The sequence below is a fragment of the Alienimonas californiensis genome (assembly GCF_007743815.1).
Lineage (GTDB): Bacteria > Planctomycetota > Planctomycetia > Planctomycetales > Planctomycetaceae > Alienimonas > Alienimonas californiensis.
The window spans coordinates 3,887,814-3,906,810 of the sequence record NZ_CP036265.1; the positions used below are offsets into that span (position 1 = coordinate 3,887,814).

An 18,997-nucleotide genomic window follows, 5' to 3' on the forward strand; every position below is an offset into this window, starting at 1 on the left:
CACAGTCCCCCGCCACATGGCCCGTTTGGAGATCACCAGTCCGTCCGGCAAGGTGCGGGAGACCCCGCTGCCGGACGCCGCGGGCCTCACGGTGGGGCGGCACGCCTCCTCCGACGTCCGGATCAACGCCGACGGCGTCCATCAGATGCACTGCCGGTTCCTGCCGGACGGCGACGGCTACCGCGTCTCCGCCGGCCCGGAGGGCGGCCTGCGGGTGAACGGCTCCGTCGTCACGGAGAAGCGGCTGGCGGAGGGCGACACGATGATCGTCGGCCCGGCGAAGGTCACCTTCCGCGCCGACCGGCCGCCCGAAACGATGGCGGAGAGTGACGAACTCACCCTCGTCGCCGCCTCCTCGGACGCACTGCCCGTCTGGGCCGACCCCGCCCGGGCGAAGGCCGCCGCGGCGGACCGCCAACGCCGCGACGCCCGTCCGGTTTCCCCGGCCCCCGAGAGCAACGAGAAGGCGGCGAAGCCCGCGGCGAAGCGGAAGAGCCGGCGGGCCACGACCGCACGGGGCGAGGCCGACGATAACGTCGTGAACGCGGAGGCCCAGACGGCGATCTTCGAGGAGGTCGACGAGGACGACGACCCGTTTGACGACGGCGGCGACGACCCGAACCCGTTTGCGGTGGAGGAGGAGAACGACGCCGACGCCGCCGACGACGACGGGTTGGGGGCGCTCGCCGCCCTCGCCGCCGACGAAACGGGCGAAACGCCTGTCGCCGCGGACGGGGACGAAATCCCCGAACCGGCCGCCCCGGTTGCCGACCCGGACAGCGGCGAACAGCCCGTGCTGCTGCCCCCCGGCGGCCGCTTCGCCCCGCTGACGAAGCTCGCCGGCCCGCCGGCCCGGCCGGGGGAACAGTCGATCTTCAAGAGCCCGCTGGTGATCGGCCTGACCAGCGTCTCGGCGGCGCTGACGCTGGCGGCGTTCGCCTTCGCCCTCCTGACCGCTCGGGAACAGGCCCAGCGGTTATACGACTCCGCCACGGAACTCCGGGCGACCGGCAAATACTCCGCGGCGCTGGAGACCTATGACGAGTTCCTGCGGGAACACCCCGCCGACGCCCTCGTCCCTGCCGTGCGGCGGGAGCGGGGGATGACGACGATCGAACGGGCGGTCGACGGCTCCGGCGGTAAATGGGCCGAGGGGGTCGCGGCGATCGAGACGTTCGTGCGGGAGAACCGCGACCGCGACGACTTCGCCGAGAGCCACCCCGAACTGGCGTCGCTCTCCCGCCGGGCGGCCCTCGGCGCCGCGAAGCAGGCGGCCAACGGCGGGCCGCGGGAGTTGCTGGCCACGGTGGAGGAGGCCCAGACGCTGCATCGCCGCTACGCCGATCCGGAGGCGGCCAGCACGACGGATCAATCGCGGGAGATCGCCGCCGCCCTTCGCACGGCCGAGGCGGCAGTGGTGAAGCGGGAAACGTTCGGCGACGCCCGGGCCACGGTGAACGCCGCCCTGGAACGGAACGACTTCGCCGCCGCCCACCGGGCGCGGGAGGACCTGATCGCCCGCTACCGCGATCTGGCGAACGACCGCGACGTGCGCCGGCTGAAGGCCCAAACGCTTGCCGCGGAGCGGGACGCCGTCGTCACGATTCCCCCCGCCGACGCCCCGCCGCCGCCGCCCGCCCCGCCCGCGGTGCTCGCCCCGGCGATCGTCTCGCGGGCCAGCACGGGCGAGCGCTCCGACGGCCGGGTGGAACTCGTCCGGGCAGGATCGAGTCTGTTCGCGGTGGACGTCGTTACGGCCGAACCGCGGTGGCGGGCCGCCGTGGGCGGCGGCGGGGCCGCGGCGTTTCCGCCGGTCGACGCGGACGCCGCCGGCGCCAGCGTGCTGATCTGCGACGCGGTTCGGCCGGCGCTGCTTTCGGTGCGGCTGGAAAACGGCGCAGTCGACTGGCGCCTGCCCCTGCCGGCGCCGGCCACGGGGCCGCCCCGCAGCGCCGGGGGGCTCGTTCTGGTCGGCTGTGCGGACGGCTCGCTGCTGGCGGTCGATCCCGCCAGCGGGGCGATCGACGGCGGGCTGAAGTTCCCTCAAGCCGTGCTCTCCCCGCCGGTCGAGATCGGCGGCCGGGACGACGCGAACGCCGGCCGCCTGCTGCTCGCCGCGAGGCGGGACGTCGTCTACACGCTCGCCGGCAATCCGCCGGCGGTGGAGGCCGTCAGCTACACCGGCCACGGCGCCGGCGCTCTGGCGGCACCGCTCCAGACGATCGGTCGCTACGTGCTGATCTGCGACAACGACCGGGCCGACTCCGCCCTGCTGCGGGCCTGGGCGGTCGACCCCGAGGACGGCGAGGCGACGGAGGTCGGCCGGGCCCGTGTGCCGGGGCGAATCGACGTGCCGCCGGAACTGCGGGCCGACGTGCTGTTCGTCTCCTCCTCGCCGGAACGCATGACGGCCTACGCCGTCACGGATGAGGTCGACAAATCCGTCTTCTCCCGGCTCGCCGCCGCCCAACTGCCCGATCCGCGGCCGGTGCCGACCTACCTGGCCGCCGGGCCGGACGGGGCGTTGTGGGCGGCGGGCAGCGCCCTTCGCAAGTTGGAACTGACCGGCGACGGGCTGCAGGTCACGCCGGCCGTGCTGGCGGTCGGTCGGCACGTCGCCCCGCCGCAGACGAACGCGGACCGGCTGTTCACGACCCGCCTGACCCCCGCCGGCACGGCGACGATCTTCGCCGCCGCCGAGGCCGACGCGATGGTCGGCCTCAGTCGCACCGTCCTGGCGCCCGCCCTGCTGGCGGTAACCGGCGGCGCCCGGCCGGCGGCGCTGTCGGCGACCGGCGTTCTCACCCCCCTCGGCGACGGCTTCCCAAGCGGGGGGAACGACGGGGCGAACGGCGACGGCGGCACGATCTTCCTCACCAACGGCCGCGTGCTGCCCGATCTGGACGGCGAGGGCCGCGAATTGCTGCTCGCCCGCCGCCTGCCGGACGGCGGGGCGGCCGTCGGCGTGGGCGGCGAGAATCCCCGGGGCTGGCAGATCGACCCCGACGGCCGGGTCGGCCGGCCGATCGATCTGCCCGTCGCCCCGCAGCTCGCTCCGCTGCCGCTGGGGCCGGGCCTGCTGATCGCCGCCGCCCCGCGGCTGGAACTGGCGACCGGCCGGGGCGGCCCGACGGTCTCCGCCTACACCGCCCCGATCTCCGGCGGCGAAGCCCCGGCGTGGACGGCCTTGGTCGGGCTGTCCGAGACGAAGGCCGCCGTCACCGACGCCGCCGGCGCCATTCGGCTGATCCAGTTCAATGAGGGCGCTTCCCCGAGCCTCAGCCAGACCGCCGCAATCTCTCCCGAATGGTTCGCCGATCTGCCGCCCGCGGTCGCCGGGGACGCCCTGATCGTCGCCGGGTCCGACGGCCGTTTGCACCGGCTCAACGGGGCCACCCTGGGCGAGACGGCCGCCGTCGACCTGCCGGCCCGGGCGGCGTTCGGGCCGACGGCGATCGGCGACCGCGTGCTGGTGGCGCTGGAGAACGGCACGGTCGCCGGGTTCGCGGCGGCGGATCTGACCGCGGCGACGGTCACCCCGCTGCCGGAGCCGGCCGCCGGGCCGCCCGGGACGGTCGGGGCCGATGCGGCGGCGATCGTCACCGCCGGCGGCGTCGCGGTGCGGTTCGATCCGATGAGCGGCGAGGCGACCGGCCGGGTGGACACCGGGCAGCCATTGGTCGGGGCGCCATTCCTCGTGGGGGATCAGCCCGCCGCCGCCGCTGCGGACGGGGCCGTCGTCCGCCTGGACTTCGCCCCGATCGGCGCCGAGGTGGCCGACAGGAGCGAACCATGAGCACTCGTTTCCCTCAACACACGCTCCGGCCGGCGCTGCGGCTGGCGGCGGGCGTGCTGCTCGTTCTCTGCGGCGTCCTGCCGGCGACGGGGCAGGACGGTCTGCCGACGCTGGAGGACCTGCCGCTACCCAGTGCCGCGGAGCTGCTGGCCCGGCGGCCGACGGACCGGGTGGTGCTGCGAACCGGCGGGGTGATCGAGGTGGCCTCCGTCACGCCGCGGCCGGACACCCTCGCCCAGCTGGCCCGCCGTCACGACTTCGTGCAGCGGATGGCTCCCCGTGACGCCGCCAACCGTAAGGCGGAGATCGCCCGTTACCTCCGCGGCGAACCGGCCGACCCCAAGGTCGCCCTGCGGCCGCAGGCGATCAGTCGCCTCGCCGGCGAGTTCGACGCCCTGCCGGACGAGACGATCCGCCGGGCGGTGGAGGAACTGTTCGGCCGACAGGCCGCGGAGAAAACGGCCGAGCTGACCGGCGAGCGGCTGCGGTCCGAGGCGGTCGTGGGCAGTCGGGACCAGTATCTGGCGATGGCCGAACGGCTCGAACGGCTGGACGTCCTTCTGCTCGACGAGGAACTGGAGGATCCGGAGTTCAGCATCGCCACGTTCAAGGTGGATCAGGTCATCCACCACGAGAACCTGATGCTGGAGCGGGCCGACGCGCTGCTCGGCGAGGGGGACATGCGCGGCGCCTACGAACTGTTGTTCGCCCTCGCCCGGATGAACAGCAGCGAGTCGCTGCCCGACGGCTGGCCCGGCCTGCGGGAACGGCTGGATCGGGCCGCCTTCATCGACGCCGGGGAGCTGCTCGAACTGGGCCAGCTGGAGCAGGCGTTGGGCCGGATGGAGGTGCTGCTCGACCGGGCTCCGGAGTTTCCGGGCGGGCTGGACCGCCTGGCGGCGGCGGCGGACGGGCTGATCGAGGCGGCGAACGCCGCCGATGATCTGCGGCAGGCCCGGTTCTTCCTCGCTCGACTCCGCGCCCGCGGGCCGCAGCACCCGGTCACGCGGAAGTGGGACGCCCAGTTCTCCCAGCGGGCGCAGGCCCTGATGAGCGAGGCGGACGCCTCCGCCGCGAACGACCCGGCCCTCGCCGCGGAGCGCATCCGGGAGGCGGCCCGCGTCGACCCGACCGCCCCCGGCGTGGAGCGAGCCTTCGCCCGGCATACCCGCCGCTATCAGGTGTTGCGGGCCGGCGTGCTGGACCTGCCGCCGCCGGAGGCGTTGGGTTCCGGCGAACCGCCGCCGTTCCCCCCGACGGACGCCGCCGATCGCGGGCGGTTCCTCGTCGCCAGCCGGCTGTTCGAGATTGATCGGGTCGACGAGGCACCGCACTACCGCAGCAATCTGCTGGAGGGCTGGGAGCCGACCGACCTGGGCCGCCGGGCGACGTTCACCCTGCGACCGCGGTTCCCGGACTGGCTCCCCCAGCCGCCGCTGGACGCCGCCGACGTGCTGGCCGGGTTGCAGGATCGGCTCGACCCGGCCTCGCCGCTGTTCGAGGAACGGCTCGCCGAGGAGATCGCCGGCGTGCGGCAGCTTTCGCCGCGGGAGTTCGAGGTGATCTTCGCCCGCGTCCCGCTGCGGACCGAGGCCACGCTGGCCGACCCCGTGCGGGTCCTGCCGCGGGACGCAGGGACTGAAGGGGGCGAGGCCGCCGCGACGCTGAGAACGCCGTTCTTCCCCCGGGCGCCGGACTCCGCGGAGCGGCCGGACACGGCGATCTACCGCCGGGCCGTGCCGGAGCCGGCGGACGCGGTCCGATTCCACGTCGCGGAGGTGCGGGAGACGGCCTACCCCGACGGCCCGGCGCTGATGCAGGCGTTCCGCCGCGGGGAGTTCGACCTGCTCGTGCATCCCCGCCCATGGGACGTGCCAGGCCTGCTGCGGGACGAAAGCGTGCTGAGTTTCCGCTCCAGCGTGCCGGCCGCCCACGTGTTGCAGGTCAATCCGCGGTCGACGCGGATGAAGAACGCGGAGCTGCGCAAGGCGTTGCTGCTCGCCCCGGACCGGGAGACGATCCTGAACGACGCCGTCCTCCGCACCGCGGAGGCCCGGGCGGCGGGGCTGGGGCGGGTGATCTCCGCCCCATTTCCCAGCTTCAGCGAGGCGACGAACCCGCTGCTGACGCCCCGTTCGCAGAACCTCACCCTCGCCTTCGCCCTCGCCCTGGCGGCCGGCAAGGCGCTGGGGGAGGAGACCGGCGGGCAGGTGCCGGAATTGACCGTCCTCGCCCCGGACGACGCCGTCGTCGCCGCCGTGCTGGACGAACTGGCGGCGACCTGGAAGCGGATCGGGCTGTCGATTCGGGTGGTCAGCGGTTCGGCCGCCGCGACGCTGGCCGCGGACGACCCGGACGGCTGGGACCTTGCCTACCGCACATTGCGGATGCGGGAGCCGGCCCGGGAAATCGCCCCGCTGCTGACCAACACCGACGACGTGACCCTCGAAAGCCTGCTGACCCTCTCGGACTGGCTGCGGCGGGACCTGATCGCCCTGGAGCGGGTCGGCAACCGCAACGACGCCGTCGCCCTGCTGCACGATCTGCACCGCCACATGCGGAGCGAGGTGCGGGTGATCCCGTTGTTCGAGATCGACGAGTACGTCTTCGCCCGCACCGCGCTGCGGAACGTCGAGGGGCCGCTGGTGCACCCCTATCAGGGCGTCGAACGCTGGCAGGTGGACGCGATCCTGCCCACGGACGACTTCGACTTGCCGGAGGTCGGACAGTGAGTGGCTCCTTCACCACTCCCGCTGCTCAGAAGCGCCCGCGAAACTGCAAGCGGGGGGTGGAACTGAGTTGGACCGTGCGTGCGGCCCTCGTGATGGCGGCGTTCGCTTGCGGTTTCGCGGGATCGAATCGCTCTGCCTGGGCTCAGGACGAGGGGCTGCCGGCGTGGGAGCGCCGGGCGTACGAGGTGCGCGTGAGCCTCGCCGTGGACGCCGCCGCCGTGCCGCCGGGCCGTTTCGATGAAGTGCGAGACGAGCTGGGCGACCTGCTGTGGCGGACCTTCGGGGAGCATTGGAACCTGACGTTCGTCCCACCTCCCGCATCGCTGACCCGGGCGGACGCCGCCGGGCTGCGGCGCCTGCGGCCGGAGGATTTTCCGCCGCCGGCCGACCCGCCGACGGAGGAAGAACCCAACCCCGCCCGCCCGCCGGATCGCTGGTTCGTCGTCACGCTCGGCCCGGCCGCCGCGGTAGGCCGCCGCGTCGGCGATCCGCAGGCCCGGACGGTCGCCGCTCGGGAATGGGACGGTACGCGGCGGGTTCTCGGCCCGGTGCGGACTGCCGACGCAACCGGCCTGCCCGCCGCGGTGCAGGCCGCCGGTCGACTGGTTCGAGACCTGTTTCACCCGGAATACCGCGTGGCCCCCGTGCCGGACGCCGCCGTCGACTCGAACGAGGTGCGGCTGGCCGCCCGGGCCGCCGCCCTGCCGGTTCGCGATCCGGCGGTCGATCCGCTGGCGCCGGGGCGGTGGCTGAGCCTGTTCCTGCGGCTCTATCAGCGGGACGGGGCGCTGCGGGACATCCGCGAGACGCCGTACACGTTCGTCCGCGTCGGCCCCGTGCTGGACGAGAACGACCCGGCCCGGGTGCAGTCCGGCGAGGTCGTCAGCGCCCTGCGGAGCGCCGTGGGGCGGACGCGGGGCCGCACGCAAACGCTGGCCCGACCGATTCATCAGCAGGAGGGCGGCACGACGCTGCGGCTGATCGCCCGGGGCAGCGGCGCCGGCGGGGCGGCGGGGCGACCGCTGGTGGGGTATCGGGTGAAGCTCGCTGATCGCCGCACGCTGCCGTCGGAGCGGCCGCCGCCGGAGGGGGGCGAGGAGCGCCCGGAGCCGGAGCCGATCCCGGAACCGTTCGAGGAAGTCAGCGACCGCGGCGGCCGGATCACGGTTCCCGCCGCCCCGCCGACGCTGCCGGACGCGGAGCCGACCAAAGGGCTCGTCTGGCTGCACGTCTACAGCGGCAAGGCGAAGCTGGGGGCGTTGCCGTACGTCGCCGGGGCGGTTCCCGCCGACGTGCTGGAACTAGACGACGACGCCCTGCGACTGGGCCTGGAGGGCGAATATGCCCTGTTGTCCGGCGAGATGCTGGAGGTCGTCGCGCACCGGGCGGTGCTGACGGCCCGGGCCAAGAAGAGCGCCAAGGAAAAGAGCTACGCCGAGGCCGAGGCCCGGCTGGAGGAGCTGTCCGGGCTGCCGCGGGCGGAGGCGTTCAAGCGCCGCATCGACGCCCTCGCCGCCGGGGTGCGGGCGGAGGCGCTGGAGTCCGGCGACCGCCTGACCGCCGCCCGGGTCGCGAAACTCGCGGAGAAGATGCGGGAGCTGGCGAATACGTACCTCTCCGCCGACCCTCTCGCCGCGGCGAAGTCGCAGGTCGCCGAGCTGAAAACGCTGGCGGAGGAGATCGAGGAACGCGAACGCCGCGCCGCCGGCCGCCGGGCCCGGGAGCGTTGACGCCGGCGACGGGGCCGCCGGCTACAGCGCCCCGCGGGCGGCGTCGCAGAAGGCGGCGACTTTCGCCGGGTCTTTGATCCCCGGGGCGCTCTCCACCCCGCCGGCGACATCGACGCCCCACGGTCGCACGATGCGGATTGCCTCCGCGACATTCTCCGGCGTCAGTCCCCCGGCAAGGATCACCGGCGGCAGGGCGTCCCCCACGCGGTCCAGTTCCCCCCGCAGGGCGTGCCAGTCCAGCTTCGCCCCGGTCCCGCCGTAGGCTCCGGGGATGGCGGCGTCGAGGAGGATGCGGTCCGGCGTCGAACCGGCCTGCTTTGCGGCTTCCAAGTGCGAGACCAGCGGGTCGAGGGAGCCACGCACCCGCCACGCGCGGACCGCCTGTCCGTCCCGCAGGTACTTACGCACGTTCGCGGTCGCATGGGGGCTCTCGTCGCCGTGGAACTGCACGGCGTCCAACCCGGGGAGGTAGTCCGTGATCCACCGGACGCCCATGTTCACGAACACCCCCCAGACGCTCACGCCGTCCGGCAGCGCCGCTTTCATCGTCGGACCGGTGCCTAAGGCGCCGTCCTGACGGCCGACGAACCGTTTTGAGCCGTCCCAGAAGTTCAGCCCAATCGCGTCCGGCGGATCATCGCCGCCGCAGACTGCCGCGACGTTCGCCGGGTCGGTGAAGCCGCAGATTTTGACGAACATCCATCCATCCTAGGCGAGCGGTGGGCGTCAGCCCTCCGTGTCCTCTTCGACGCACGAATACACGGAGGGCTGACGCCCACCGCTCGCCTCGACGAAACTCACGCGAGGCTCCACTCGCCCGGGTCCAGATTGTAAAAGTCCCGCAGGATGCCGAACAGGTCCGGGAGCTTCATCCGCAGGGTGCGGGGCTTCTCGAAGAAGCACTCCGTGGCGACGGCGAAGAACTCCGCGGGGTCGGTGGCGCCGTAGGCGTCCAGCAGGCCGGGCAGGCCGCGGTCGACGTCGGCGGCGTGCTTCTGGAAGGCCGCCTCGGCGACGGCCTCCCAGCGGTGGCGGGCGGCGCCGGTCAGGCCGGGCACGCCGTCGGCGAAGCGGTCGGCGAGGTCCAGCACGTGGGCGAACTCGTGGAACACCAGGTTGCGGCCGTCGTCCGGGTTCTCCGCCCCGGCCAGCACGTCCGGCCAACTCAGGACCACGGCCCCGCCCATGTGGGCCTCGCCCAAGCGTCCCTCCGCCCCGCTGATCGTCGGCCCCCCGCCGAACGACGCGTCCCCCAGCAGGCGGCTGGCGGTCACGCGGTAGGCGGTCGGATAGACCAGCACGCTGGTCAGCGGGCCAAACCAGTCGGCCTTCTCCGGCGGGGTCGGATCGCCGGCCAGCAGCAACGCGGCTTGGGCGGCGACGACGGCCCGCATCTCGTCCGTCAGGTCCAGCCCATTGCAGCCCTCCCAGTTCTTCTCCGCGAGGAGAATCCGCACGCCGGCCCGCACCCGCTCCGCGACGGGGCGGGGGAGCCGCTCGAAGGCGGCGAACTGATCACGGATCGCCCGCTCCCACGACTCGGGGAGCGGTTCGGACAGCAGCGCGCGACGCCGGCGGGTGCGGAAGAGGCCGAACACCGGCTACCGTGTCGGGGCGTCGCGTCGCGCTCGCCCTTCCGGCAGCGGCACGGCGGCGTCGACGTCTGCGGTGTCCACCGGCCCGGACGGGGCGGGGCCGGTCGTTGAATCCAGTACCGGCTTGGTTTTCCCGCGGAACCCGGGAGCGGGACGCCGCCACCACTCGTCGGCCCGCTCCGCGTCGTAGGCCGGGTTCGGGCGGGGCATCAGGGCGCCGGCATCCGCCCGGTAGGCGGCCAGTCGAGACCGCAGTTCCGAGGTGCGCTCCGGCAGGGCGGCGGCGAGGTTCTTCGTCTCGCCCAAGTCTTCGCGGAGGTCGTACAGTTCCGGCTCGCCCGTGCCGTCGGCGGTGTAGAACTCGATCAGCTTGTGGTGCCCGATCCGCACGGCGCCGGCGGGGCGGCTGTGGTGGTAGTGCGGGTAGTGCCAGAAGACCGCGTCGCGGGCGGCGTCGCACTCGCCGCGGAACACCGGCACGAGGCTCACCCCGTCCATCGTCACGCCCGCCGGCGGTTCGGAGCCGGCCAAATGGAGGATCGTGGGCGTCAGGTCGCTGGTCGTGACCGCGGCGTCGCAGGCCCGGCCGCCCTCCGTCACGCCGGGCCAGTGGACCAGCAGCGGCACGCGGATGCCGCCCTCGTACAGCGACCCCTTCTCGCCCCGCAGCGGGGCGTTGCTGCTGACCTGGTCGCCGCTCTGCCCGTGGATTGACGACGGATCGCCGTGGTAGACGGAGTGCAGACCGCCGTTGTCGGAGGTGAACAGGATCACCGTGTTTTCCGCCTGGCCTGTTTCCTGCAGCACCGTCCGCAGGCGGCCGACGGATTCGTCGACCATCTCCAGCATCGCGGCGAAGGCCGGGTCGCTGGGGTGACCCTCGGCTTTCGGTTTCGCCTCGTATTTGGCGATCAGGTCCGGCCGGGCGTGCACGGGGATGTGCACCGCGTAGTGCGACAGCAGGCAGACCCAGGGTTTGTCGTCGTCCGCGTGCTCGCGGAGGAACGCTTCGGTGCGCTCCGTGAGCACGTCGGTGGTGTATTCGCCCTCACGCTTCTCGACGCCGTCCGGGGTGGTGAGGCTCGGGGAGACGTTGCGGACGGTCACGAGCCATTCGTCGAACCCGCGGCCGCCGGGGCCCTCCGTGTCGTTCGTGTCGCCGAGGTGCCACTTGCCGAAGCTTGCCGTGGTCGCGGCGTCGCCCAGCACCGTGGCGAAGGTGACTTCGTCCAGCGGCAGCCGGTCCGGGATCGGCGGCTCCAGCAGGGGGGCGAAGGGCCGGAAGTGGCCCGGGATGAAGTTCGTCAGCCCGGTGCGGGCCGGGTCGCGGCCGGTCATCAGGGCGGCCCGGCTGGGGCTGCACACCGGGCAACTGGCGTAGGCCGCCGTGAACTTCAGCCCGTCCGTGGCGAGCTGATCGATGTGCGGCGTTTCGTGGAACGCGTTTCCGTAGCAGCCGAGGTCCGCCCAGCCGAGGTCGTCCACGAACACGATCAGCACGTTCCGCGGCGGCTCCACGGCCGTGGCCGTCGGGGCGTCGGCCGGGACCGGCTGCAGCGGCGCGCCGCCGGGGACGACGGTGGGGCCGACCTGCGCAAAGAGCGCGACGGGGTAGGCCAGCAGCGCCGCCAACAGGGCGGCCGGTCGGACAGCGGTACGGATCATCTGCGAACTCCGGACGGGGCGCGGCATTGTGACGGGCGGCGCGTGAGGAAGGAAACGTATGCGGATCAGGCAAGCGGGTCAGACAAACCGTGAAGAACGCCCACGGTTCGAAACACCGCGGGCGGGCTCCGGGTATCGCCGTACGTCCCCGTCCCGCTCGCCCCCCGCCGCCTCCGATGTTCTCGCCACTGGCCCTCTGCCTCGCCCTCCCGCTGGTCGCAGCCCCCGACGAACCGTCGCCCCCTGCCGCCGGCCTTGCCCCCGTCGCCGCCTTCCTCGCCGAGGGCAATCTGGCGGGGGCGGAGGCTGCCCTCAACAAGACGCTGAAGACAGACCCGGGCGACGACGACGCCCTGTTCTCGTTGGGCGTGGTGAAGTTCCTCGGCGGGATCGAGGAGTTCGCCCAGTTCCTGTCGGCCCACGGCAGCGGCGATCGGCTGGGCGGGATGCTGCCGTTCGCCCGGCTGCCGGTGCCGGCGAACGCCGACCCGCAGCCCGTCAGTTACGAGCAGTGGCGAAAGGCCCGCATCGACCTGATCGCAGCGTTCGACGAGGCCGACGCGGTGCTGGCCAAGATCGACGGCCCGGTGGACGTGAAGATCGACTTGGCGGCGTTGCGGCTCGATCTGAACGGCGACGGGACCGCGGGGGAGGCCGAGCGTGTCCTCAGCCTGTTGGGCGCCGGCGGACTGCGGCTGGAAGGAGATCGCTCCGGCGGACGGCGTCCCAGTGAGGCGCCGGCGATCGTCACGCACTTCGATCGGGCCGACGCCGAATGGCTCCGCGGGTACTGCGATCTGCTGAGCGCGATCCTCGAAACGATGCTGGCCCACGACGCGGAGAACTGGTGGAACCACTGCGCCCACCTCCTCTTCGCCCAGCCGGAGGGCGTGCCGGGCTACCTCCTCACGGAGACCGGCGACGGCTTCAGCCCGGGGCGGCTGTCCGACATCATCGCCGCGATCCACCACGTCAACTTTCCGGTCCGCGAGCCGGAGCGGATGGGCAAGGCCCGCGAGCGGCTGCTGGGCATGATCGGCCACAGCCGGGCGATGTGGGACCTGATCCTCGCCGAGGAAGACGGCGAGCGCGAATGGATCCCGGGCCCTCACCAGACCTCCTCCACCGGCGTGACGATGTCGCAGGAACGCGTTGACGGCTGGCGGGAGTTCCTCGCCGAAGCGGAGGACCTGCTCAACGGGGAGAAGCTCGTCCCGTTCTGGCGGACTCAGCCCGCGGGTCTGGCGGACGCCCCCAACGGCGTGAACCTGCGGCGGGTCTTTGAGGAACCGCGGCGGTTCGATCTGGTCGAATGGGTCCAGGGGCCCGGGGCGGCGCCGTTCCTGGAACGCGGCGAGCTCACCAGCCCGGCAGTCTGGAACCGCCTTCAGCGCCTGTTCAACGGCAACTTCTTCGGCTTCGCGGTGCTCATCAACTGAGCGGACCGCGGTCGGCAGCACGGAACGCCGAGGCCCCGCGGGGCATCGGCGTGACGGCCTCAGAACACCGAGTACAGCACGTCGCGGGCGCGTTCGACCAGTTCCGGGTCCTCCGCTTCGATCACCGCCAAGTGCTTGCGGGCGGCGGCGACGTGCGGGGGTTCGGGGGCGTCGCTGGGGGCGTTTTCCGGCACGTCGCGTTCGGCTTCCAGCAGGTACTGGATGATCGCCCGCTTCACGGCCGGCACGTCGTAGGCCTCGTTGGTGTAGAGCCCGACGATCCGATCCATGGCCGCCCAGTCTTTCCAGCGGGAGAGGTCCGCGATGACGACCTCCGCGAGGTCGGAGTAGGCCAACTGGAGCCGCAGGGCCTCCTTCAGACGATCCTTGGGGATGCGTTCGCCGCCGTAGGTCCACATGAACCGGACCGCCTGCATCGCGGCGTAGACCTCGCTGAAGGGCACCGGGATCGGCTCGCCGGCCGCGTCCTTGAGCGGCTGGCCGTCCGGGCCGAGGATGTATTTCGGCCGCAGCTTGGCGTCTTCCAGTTCCTTCAGGCCCTGCTCGCCGGTGAGCAAAAGCAGGCCGCTCATCAGGCCGTCGACGCCGATGCGGAACTCGTCCGTGCCGGCGAAGATCCGTTTCCGCAGCACCTCGGCGTCGGCGTCGGTCCCGCACAGGCCCAGCAGCATGCCGTAGAAGGCCAGGCGGGAGGGGTCGGTGTCCGGGTCGGCGACCCACTGCGCCAGCTTGGCGCGGGGCAGTTCGTCGGCGATCGCTTCGACCTCCTCGAACGGCACGTTGCCGAACTCGCCGTAGGCGTCGGAGGCGACCAGATCGTCCGGGTGTTCCAGGTGCGCCAGGTAGTACCGCAGCCGGTCGGCGGCGGGGGCGTCGGGGCCGGGGTTGTTGCGCAGGTACTCGAAGCCGGCCTCGCTGATCGGCACGGGCAGGTCCCACTCGAGGATCTCCCCTCCGCCGGCGGTCAGCAGCAACGTTTCGCCGGTCTCGCCGGACTGATAGCCCCGCAGTTTCAGCTTCTTGCCCTCAGCGTAGGGGCCCTTCAGCGACTTCTTCACGAGGAACCGCGTGTAGGCCGGGTTGTCTTTGGAGTCGCCCCCGCGGTCGGCTTCGAGCCATTCCGCCAGGACGACGACGTCGCTTTCGGCCAACTGGTCCGAGAGCGTCAGCCCGGGCGCCTCGCAGAACGGACAGGCCAGCGCGGCGGAGAGGAGCAGGGCGGCGATCATGCGAAGGGTCCTCCGGGGCGGCGGTCAATGGGCGAATGCAACGTCAGTCCGACTCCACAGTCCTACTCCACGACCCGCGCGCCGTCGATCCGGTACAGCCGACGCCAGTCCTCCCCGTCCCGCTGCGGGTCGAGGCGAAAGGTACCCACCACGTCGAACGGCCGGTTCTGGATGTAGCGGCTCTCCGCCCCCTCGGCGAGTTTCACCGTCACCAGGTCGTACGGCTTCGGGTTGCGGCCGAAACAGCAGATCTGGTTGTCCCGGGCGAGGATGAACGCCCGCACGGGGTCGGCGTAGGTCGGGTACATGAACCCCCGCAGCGTGACCTTCTTCCCGTCGAGGTCGCGGAGCCAGCCGGGGAAATGGTCGACCACGTCCGCGGGCACCGGCTCGGCGTTGAGCACCTTGAGCAGGTCCAGGTCGTCGAACGACACCCGCACCGTGCCGTTGCCGGCGGGGGAGAAGCTGTTGATCGGCACGAGCAGTTTCAGCTCCCGCGCCTCGACCGGCTCGCCCGCCGCGGCCTCGGCCATCGCGGCGAGGGCCGCCGGGGAACCGGGCGGCGGGCCGGCGACCGTCGGCTCCTCCGCCGCGGCAAACCCGCCGGCGAAGCCGTCGTCCTCTTCCTCGTCGTCCGCGGTGTTCGGTTGCGCGAAGCCGCCGTCGAAGCCCCCGTCAAACCCGTCATCCCCCGCCGCGGCGAGTTCAATCATCGGCTCCGCAGGCTCCTCCGCCCCCCCCGGTTCGCCGTCGCCGATAGGCGGCGCATCCCCGGGCACGTCCGCGAGCCGTTCCTCCGCCGCGAGAACCTGGGGCCCCTGGATCGTCTCCTCGTCCTCCATCGTCCCGGCGACTTCGCTGTAGGTCGCGCCCTGTTCGACGGAATCGCAGCCCGTCAGCAGCGAGAGCCCCAGCGCCGCGGCCGGAACGGAAGAGAGAAGGACGGTTCTCAAAACGAGGTGCTCGCGGGACCGCTCTGCGTGGCTTTGATGCGGAAGATCGGGTCGACGTCCTTCGTGCCGCCCTCCGGGCGCAGTTCGAAGGTGCCGGCGACGCTGACCAGTCCGGTGGTGAAATCCGTGGTGTCGCCGGTCATATCAACGCGGATCATATCCGTCACCTTCGGTTTGCCGCCGAAGCAGCAGTCGCCGCTGTCCTTCACGAAGATGAAGGAGGTGATGTCCTCGGTCTTCGCCTCGGGGTACATGTAACCCTTCAGAAAGACCTTTTCGCCGTCCAGCCGCTTGATCGACTCGCTGTACGTGCCGGTGGGGGCGAGGGCCCGCTGGGCGATGTCGGCGGTGAAGTCCAGCCGGGTGTGGTCCGGGGGCAGCTCCGTGGCGTAGGCGACGGAGTGATAGGCCGCCCCGCCGGCCAGGCCGGTCAGGGAGAGCAGCCCGCCCAGCGCCGCCATCCACAGGCCGGCGCCGTCGTGCCGGCGGATCGTCCGCCAGGCGGTGACGGCCGTCACGAATCCCGCCGTCGCGATCAGAAACCCGATCACCCCCACCGCCGGCAGGAAGGCCACCAGCGAGCACAGCCCGAGCACCATCGAGACCGGCGCGGAGACCGGAATCGGTTTGTAATCGAAGTCCACGCGCTCCGACTGCGGCAGCGAAGCGGCCGGCGGCGCGGCGATCGAGTCGAAGGTGGCGGCGCTCATGGGCAAAGGGGCGAGAACGGGGACGGCGCGCGGCATCCTATCACGGCGCAGGGGACGATCTATGGGATTGTACGTCCGTCCGGCCGCGGGCGTGGGGCAGATTCGCCCGGTTCGGCCGACGAAGGCATGGTCAGATCGCCGACCCGGGACGTACTGTCACGACCCGGAACCTCCCCGTCGCCCGGCGGTTCCCCCTCCGCTTCCCCCCGCGAGACCCCCTGCCATGTCCCTGCCGTGGCGGTTCGCCCCGCTGGACCCGACCCGCGTGCGGCGGCTGTCGGAGGCCCTGTCGATCGGTCCGCTGACGGCCCAGGTGCTCATCGCCCGGGGACTGGACGAACCGGCGACCGCCAAGGCGTTTCTCACGCCCTCCCCCAACGACTTGCACGACCCGGAGACGCTGCCGGGCGTCTCCGAGGCCGCGGATCGCGTCGTCGCCGCGGTCCGGGCCGGGCGGCGCGTCACGATCTTCGGCGACTACGACGTGGACGGGATCACCTCCACGGCCCTTCTGGTCGACTGCCTGCGGCTGGCGGGGGCGAACGCCGATTACGTCATCCCCAACCGCAACGACGGCTACGGCCTGAACGTCGCCGCCATCGAGAAGCTGCACGCCGAGGACCCGAACCGCTTGGTCGTCACCGTGGACTGCGGCATCACCTCCGTCGCCGAGGCGGAACGGGCGAAGACCTTGGGACTCGAATTGATCGTCACCGATCACCACACCCCCGGCGACACGCTGCCGCCGGCCGCGGTCGTCGTGCATCCCCGCCGGCCGGACGCGGAAACGGCGTACGCCTACGGTGAACTCTGCGGCGCCGGCGTGGCCTTCAAACTGGCTTGGGCGGTGGCGAAGCGGCTGGGCGACGGGAACCGCGTCAACGAACGCTTCAAGGCCTGGCTGATCCGGGCGCTCGGCCTGACGGCCCTCGCCACGGTCGCGGACATGGTCCCGCTCACCGGCGAGAACCGCACCTTCGTCCACTGCGGTCTGCGGAGCCTCTACCACCACGCCCCGCCGGGCCTGCGGGCGCTGCTGGGCGTGTGCGGGATCGAAGAGGGCCGCCCGATCACAGCCGAGGACGTGGGCTACAAGGTCGGCCCCCGCATCAACGCCGCCGGCCGGTTGGAGCAGGCGAGCCTCGCCGTGGATCTGCTGCTCTCCCACGACGAAAAGCGGTGCGGGCAACTGGCGGACTACCTCGACACCCTCAACGAGACCCGCAAGAAGACCGAATCCGACGTGGTGAAGGCCGCCAAAAAGCAGGCCGTCGACCGCGGCTGGGCGGAGCGGCCGGGGCTGGCGCTCGCCTCCGACGACTGGCACGCCGGGGTGGTGGGCATCGCCGCCGGGCGGGTCGCGGAGCACTTCGACACGCCGGCGATCGTGATCGCCTTCGGCCACAGCGGCGACGCAAACCTCGGCGCCGGTTCGGCGCGCTCCCGGCCGGGGTTCGATCTGCACGCCTGCCTCGCCCGGTGCGCGGAGCATCTGGAAACGTTCGGCGGCCACACGATGGCCGCGGGGCTGAAGGTGCGGCGGGAGAACCTGGACGCCTTCCGCGAGGCGTTCGCGGCGGACGTCGCGGAGCATTTCCGGCCCGAAGCCGCCGACGCCCGGGTGGACGCGGAGGTCCGGCTCGCCGACTGCACCCTGCACGCCGTCAAGGAGCTAGACGAAAAACTCGGCCCGTTCGGCAAGTCGAACCGGCGGCCGGTGTTCGTCGCCACGCACGTCACGCTGGAGGGCGAGCCGCGGACGATGGGGCGGGACAACGCCCACCTGTCGGCCCGCCTCGCCCAGACCGGGCGGGTGATGAAGGCTGTCGCCTGGGGCCGGGCCGCGGAGGCGGACACGCTGGCCGTCGGTCCGCTGGCGGTCTCGTTCACCGCGGAGGTGAACCGCTGGAAGAACGGCGAATCGGTGCAGCTTCAGCTCCGCCAGTGGCAACCGTGCTGAGGGCGAATCGCCGCCGGGGGGCGTACGGGGATGTCCGGTGGCGACCGCGGCCGGCGGGGGGCAGGGTGGCCGCATGGCTCAACCTCCCGATTCCTCTCCGGCCCCCGAGCCGCCCGGGGCGCCGGCGGACCCGACGCTGATCTCGGACGAGCAGCTCGAACGGGACTTCGACGCCGCTCCGCCGCTGGCGGAGCCGGGCTCGGCCCCCGTCGGTCGCACGCTGTTGGCGGGCGGGCTGATGGGGACGGCGAACCTCGTCCCCGGAGTCTCCGGCGGGACGATGGTGTTGGTCTGCGGGCTCTACGCCCACTTCGTCGACGGGATGGCGGCCGTCTCGCAGGGGAAGCTCGTCGGGTCGGCGGGGCGGTTCCTCGCGCTGCTGTTCGCGGCGAAGTTCGCCGCGATGGGCCTACTGGGCGGGCCAGTGGCGGAGGCGGTCGAGGCGCATCAGGCGCTCGCCTATAGCCTGTTCATCGGAATGACCCTCGCCGGCACACCGGTCGTCTGGGACATCTTTCGTGCGGCGTCCGCGGGGCCGGCGCCGCCGCGGTTCGACTGGTGGCTGATCCCGCTGGGGGCGGCGCTGATGGCCTCGTTGGCGCTGCTGCCCCCGCCGGAGAAGCACGCGCAAACTGGACCCGACTACCGACCGCCGCACGACATCCCGATGGACGCCGCCGCCGGGGCCGCGGCGTTCGGGGCGATGGCCTTGCCGGGCGTCTCCGGCGGGACGGTCAAGCTGGCGATGGGGCGGTACGAGCCGACCGTCTGGTCGCTGGGCCAGCCGTTGCCGTGGCTCGGCTCGCTGCTCGGCTGGAGCGAGGCGGCGCCGGTTTCCGCCTGGGGTCCGATCCTCGTGCCCTACACCCTGGGGGCGATTGCGGGGCTGGCGCTGATCTCCAACCTGCTGAAATGGTTGCTGCAACGCTACGAGCGGGCGATGGCGGCCCTGTTGCTCGGCGTGCTGTGGGGCAGCGTCGTGCCGGTGGTGCGCGTCGGCTGGTTCGGCGAGACCCGCCCACCATCGACCAGCGGATCGGGCGACTGGCTCGCCTGGGCGGTCGCCTGCGTCGTCGGATTCGCGGCGGTGTACGCCCTCACCGTCTGGCAGAAACGGGCGGAGGCGAAACGAATCCACCCAGCCGCCGACTGAACGTCTGACGGACG

The 18,997-nt window shown here is 72.5% G+C and carries 12 protein-coding genes; 6 read left to right on the top strand and 6 right to left on the bottom strand.

Features of this window, described 5'->3' with window-relative positions; genetic code table 11:
* Positions 1–16 precede the first annotated feature (16 nt).
* The 3 genes from CA12_RS15330 to CA12_RS15340 are packed head-to-tail and all read left to right on the top strand — an operon-like array spanning position 17 to position 8,258.
* Complete coding sequence (locus CA12_RS15330) at positions 17–3,796, top strand: outer membrane protein assembly factor BamB family protein (protein ID WP_145359905.1); 3,780 nt, start codon at positions 17–19, stop codon at positions 3,794–3,796.
* The gene (locus CA12_RS15335) at positions 3,793–6,528 is read left to right on the top strand and encodes an ABC transporter substrate-binding protein (protein ID WP_145359906.1); all 2,736 of its coding nucleotides are present in this window, start codon (positions 3,793–3,795) and stop codon (positions 6,526–6,528) included. Before CA12_RS15330 ends, CA12_RS15335 begins: the two co-directional genes overlap by 4 nt.
* Entirely contained in the window at positions 6,525–8,258 is a 1,734-nt protein-coding gene (locus CA12_RS15340) for a hypothetical protein (RefSeq protein WP_145359907.1), read from the top strand. The genes CA12_RS15335 and CA12_RS15340 overlap by 4 nt, the downstream gene beginning before the upstream one ends.
* Positions 8,259–8,279: 21 nt before the next feature.
* Here the strand turns inward: CA12_RS15340 and CA12_RS15345 are convergent, their stop codons facing one another.
* The 3 genes from CA12_RS15345 to CA12_RS15355 form a co-directional block, all read right to left on the bottom strand.
* Complete coding sequence (locus CA12_RS15345; RefSeq protein WP_145359908.1) at positions 8,280–8,957, bottom strand: phosphoribosylanthranilate isomerase; 678 nt, start codon at positions 8,955–8,957, stop codon at positions 8,280–8,282.
* Between the two features lie 98 nt (positions 8,958–9,055).
* On the bottom strand, positions 9,056–9,856 hold the full coding sequence (locus CA12_RS15350; protein WP_145359909.1) for a M90 family metallopeptidase: 801 nt from the start codon (positions 9,854–9,856) through the stop codon (positions 9,056–9,058).
* A 3-nt stretch (positions 9,857–9,859) separates the two neighbouring features.
* Positions 9,860–11,518 (bottom strand): sulfatase, encoded by a 1,659-nt coding sequence (locus CA12_RS15355; RefSeq protein ID WP_165700787.1) that lies wholly within the window; start codon positions 11,516–11,518, stop codon positions 9,860–9,862.
* Between the two features lie 176 nt (positions 11,519–11,694).
* On the opposite strand from CA12_RS15355, the gene CA12_RS15360 reads away from it, so the two are divergent.
* On the top strand, positions 11,695–12,957 hold the full coding sequence (locus CA12_RS15360; RefSeq protein WP_145359911.1) for a tetratricopeptide repeat protein: 1,263 nt from the start codon (positions 11,695–11,697) through the stop codon (positions 12,955–12,957).
* Positions 12,958–13,016: 59 nt separating this feature from the next.
* On the opposite strand, the gene CA12_RS15365 is transcribed toward CA12_RS15360, so the two are convergent.
* The 3 genes from CA12_RS15365 to CA12_RS15375 all read right to left on the bottom strand — a co-directional run bounded on the left by CA12_RS15365 (position 13,017) and on the right by CA12_RS15375 (position 15,870).
* Positions 13,017–14,207, bottom strand: coding sequence for a hypothetical protein (locus tag CA12_RS15365; protein ID WP_145359912.1), 1,191 nt, complete (start codon positions 14,205–14,207; stop codon positions 13,017–13,019).
* Positions 14,208–14,269: 62 nt separating this feature from the next.
* Entirely contained in the window at positions 14,270–15,160 is an 891-nt protein-coding gene (locus tag CA12_RS15370; RefSeq protein ID WP_145359913.1) for a hypothetical protein, read from the bottom strand.
* Positions 15,157–15,870, bottom strand: coding sequence for a hypothetical protein (locus tag CA12_RS15375; protein ID WP_145359914.1), 714 nt, complete (start codon positions 15,868–15,870; stop codon positions 15,157–15,159). Before CA12_RS15375 ends, CA12_RS15370 begins: the two co-directional genes overlap by 4 nt.
* A gap of 223 nt (positions 15,871–16,093) precedes the next feature.
* On the opposite strand from CA12_RS15375, the gene recJ reads away from it, so the two are divergent.
* Entirely contained in the window at positions 16,094–17,830 is a 1,737-nt protein-coding gene (recJ, locus tag CA12_RS15380) for a single-stranded-DNA-specific exonuclease RecJ (RefSeq protein ID WP_145359915.1), read from the top strand.
* A gap of 73 nt (positions 17,831–17,903) precedes the next feature.
* On the top strand, positions 17,904–18,983 hold the full coding sequence (locus tag CA12_RS15385; protein WP_145359916.1) for an undecaprenyl phosphate translocase family protein: 1,080 nt from the start codon (positions 17,904–17,906) through the stop codon (positions 18,981–18,983).
* Positions 18,984–18,997: the final 14 nt, after the last annotated feature.

Excerpts from the sequence above, each read along its gene's own strand:
- CA12_RS15360 (WP_145359911.1), top strand. The coding sequence starts at position 11,695 with ATGTTCTCGCCACTGGCCCTCTGCCTCGCCCTCCCGCTGGTCGCAGCC.
- CA12_RS15385 (WP_145359916.1), top strand. The coding sequence starts at position 17,904 with ATGGCTCAACCTCCCGATTCCTCTCCGGCCCCCGAGCCGCCCGGGGCG.
- CA12_RS15330 (WP_145359905.1), top strand. The coding sequence starts at position 17 with ATGGCCCGTTTGGAGATCACCAGTCCGTCCGGCAAGGTGCGGGAGACC.
- CA12_RS15375 (WP_145359914.1), bottom strand. The coding sequence starts at position 15,870 with ATGAGCGCCGCCACCTTCGACTCGATCGCCGCGCCGCCGGCCGCTTCG.
- recJ (WP_145359915.1), top strand. The coding sequence starts at position 16,094 with ATGTCCCTGCCGTGGCGGTTCGCCCCGCTGGACCCGACCCGCGTGCGG.
- CA12_RS15365 (WP_145359912.1), bottom strand. The coding sequence starts at position 14,207 with ATGATCGCCGCCCTGCTCCTCTCCGCCGCGCTGGCCTGTCCGTTCTGC.
- CA12_RS15335 (WP_145359906.1), top strand. The coding sequence starts at position 3,793 with ATGAGCACTCGTTTCCCTCAACACACGCTCCGGCCGGCGCTGCGGCTG.
- CA12_RS15345 (WP_145359908.1), bottom strand. The coding sequence starts at position 8,957 with ATGTTCGTCAAAATCTGCGGCTTCACCGACCCGGCGAACGTCGCGGCA.
- CA12_RS15355 (WP_165700787.1), bottom strand. The coding sequence starts at position 11,518 with ATGATCCGTACCGCTGTCCGACCGGCCGCCCTGTTGGCGGCGCTGCTG.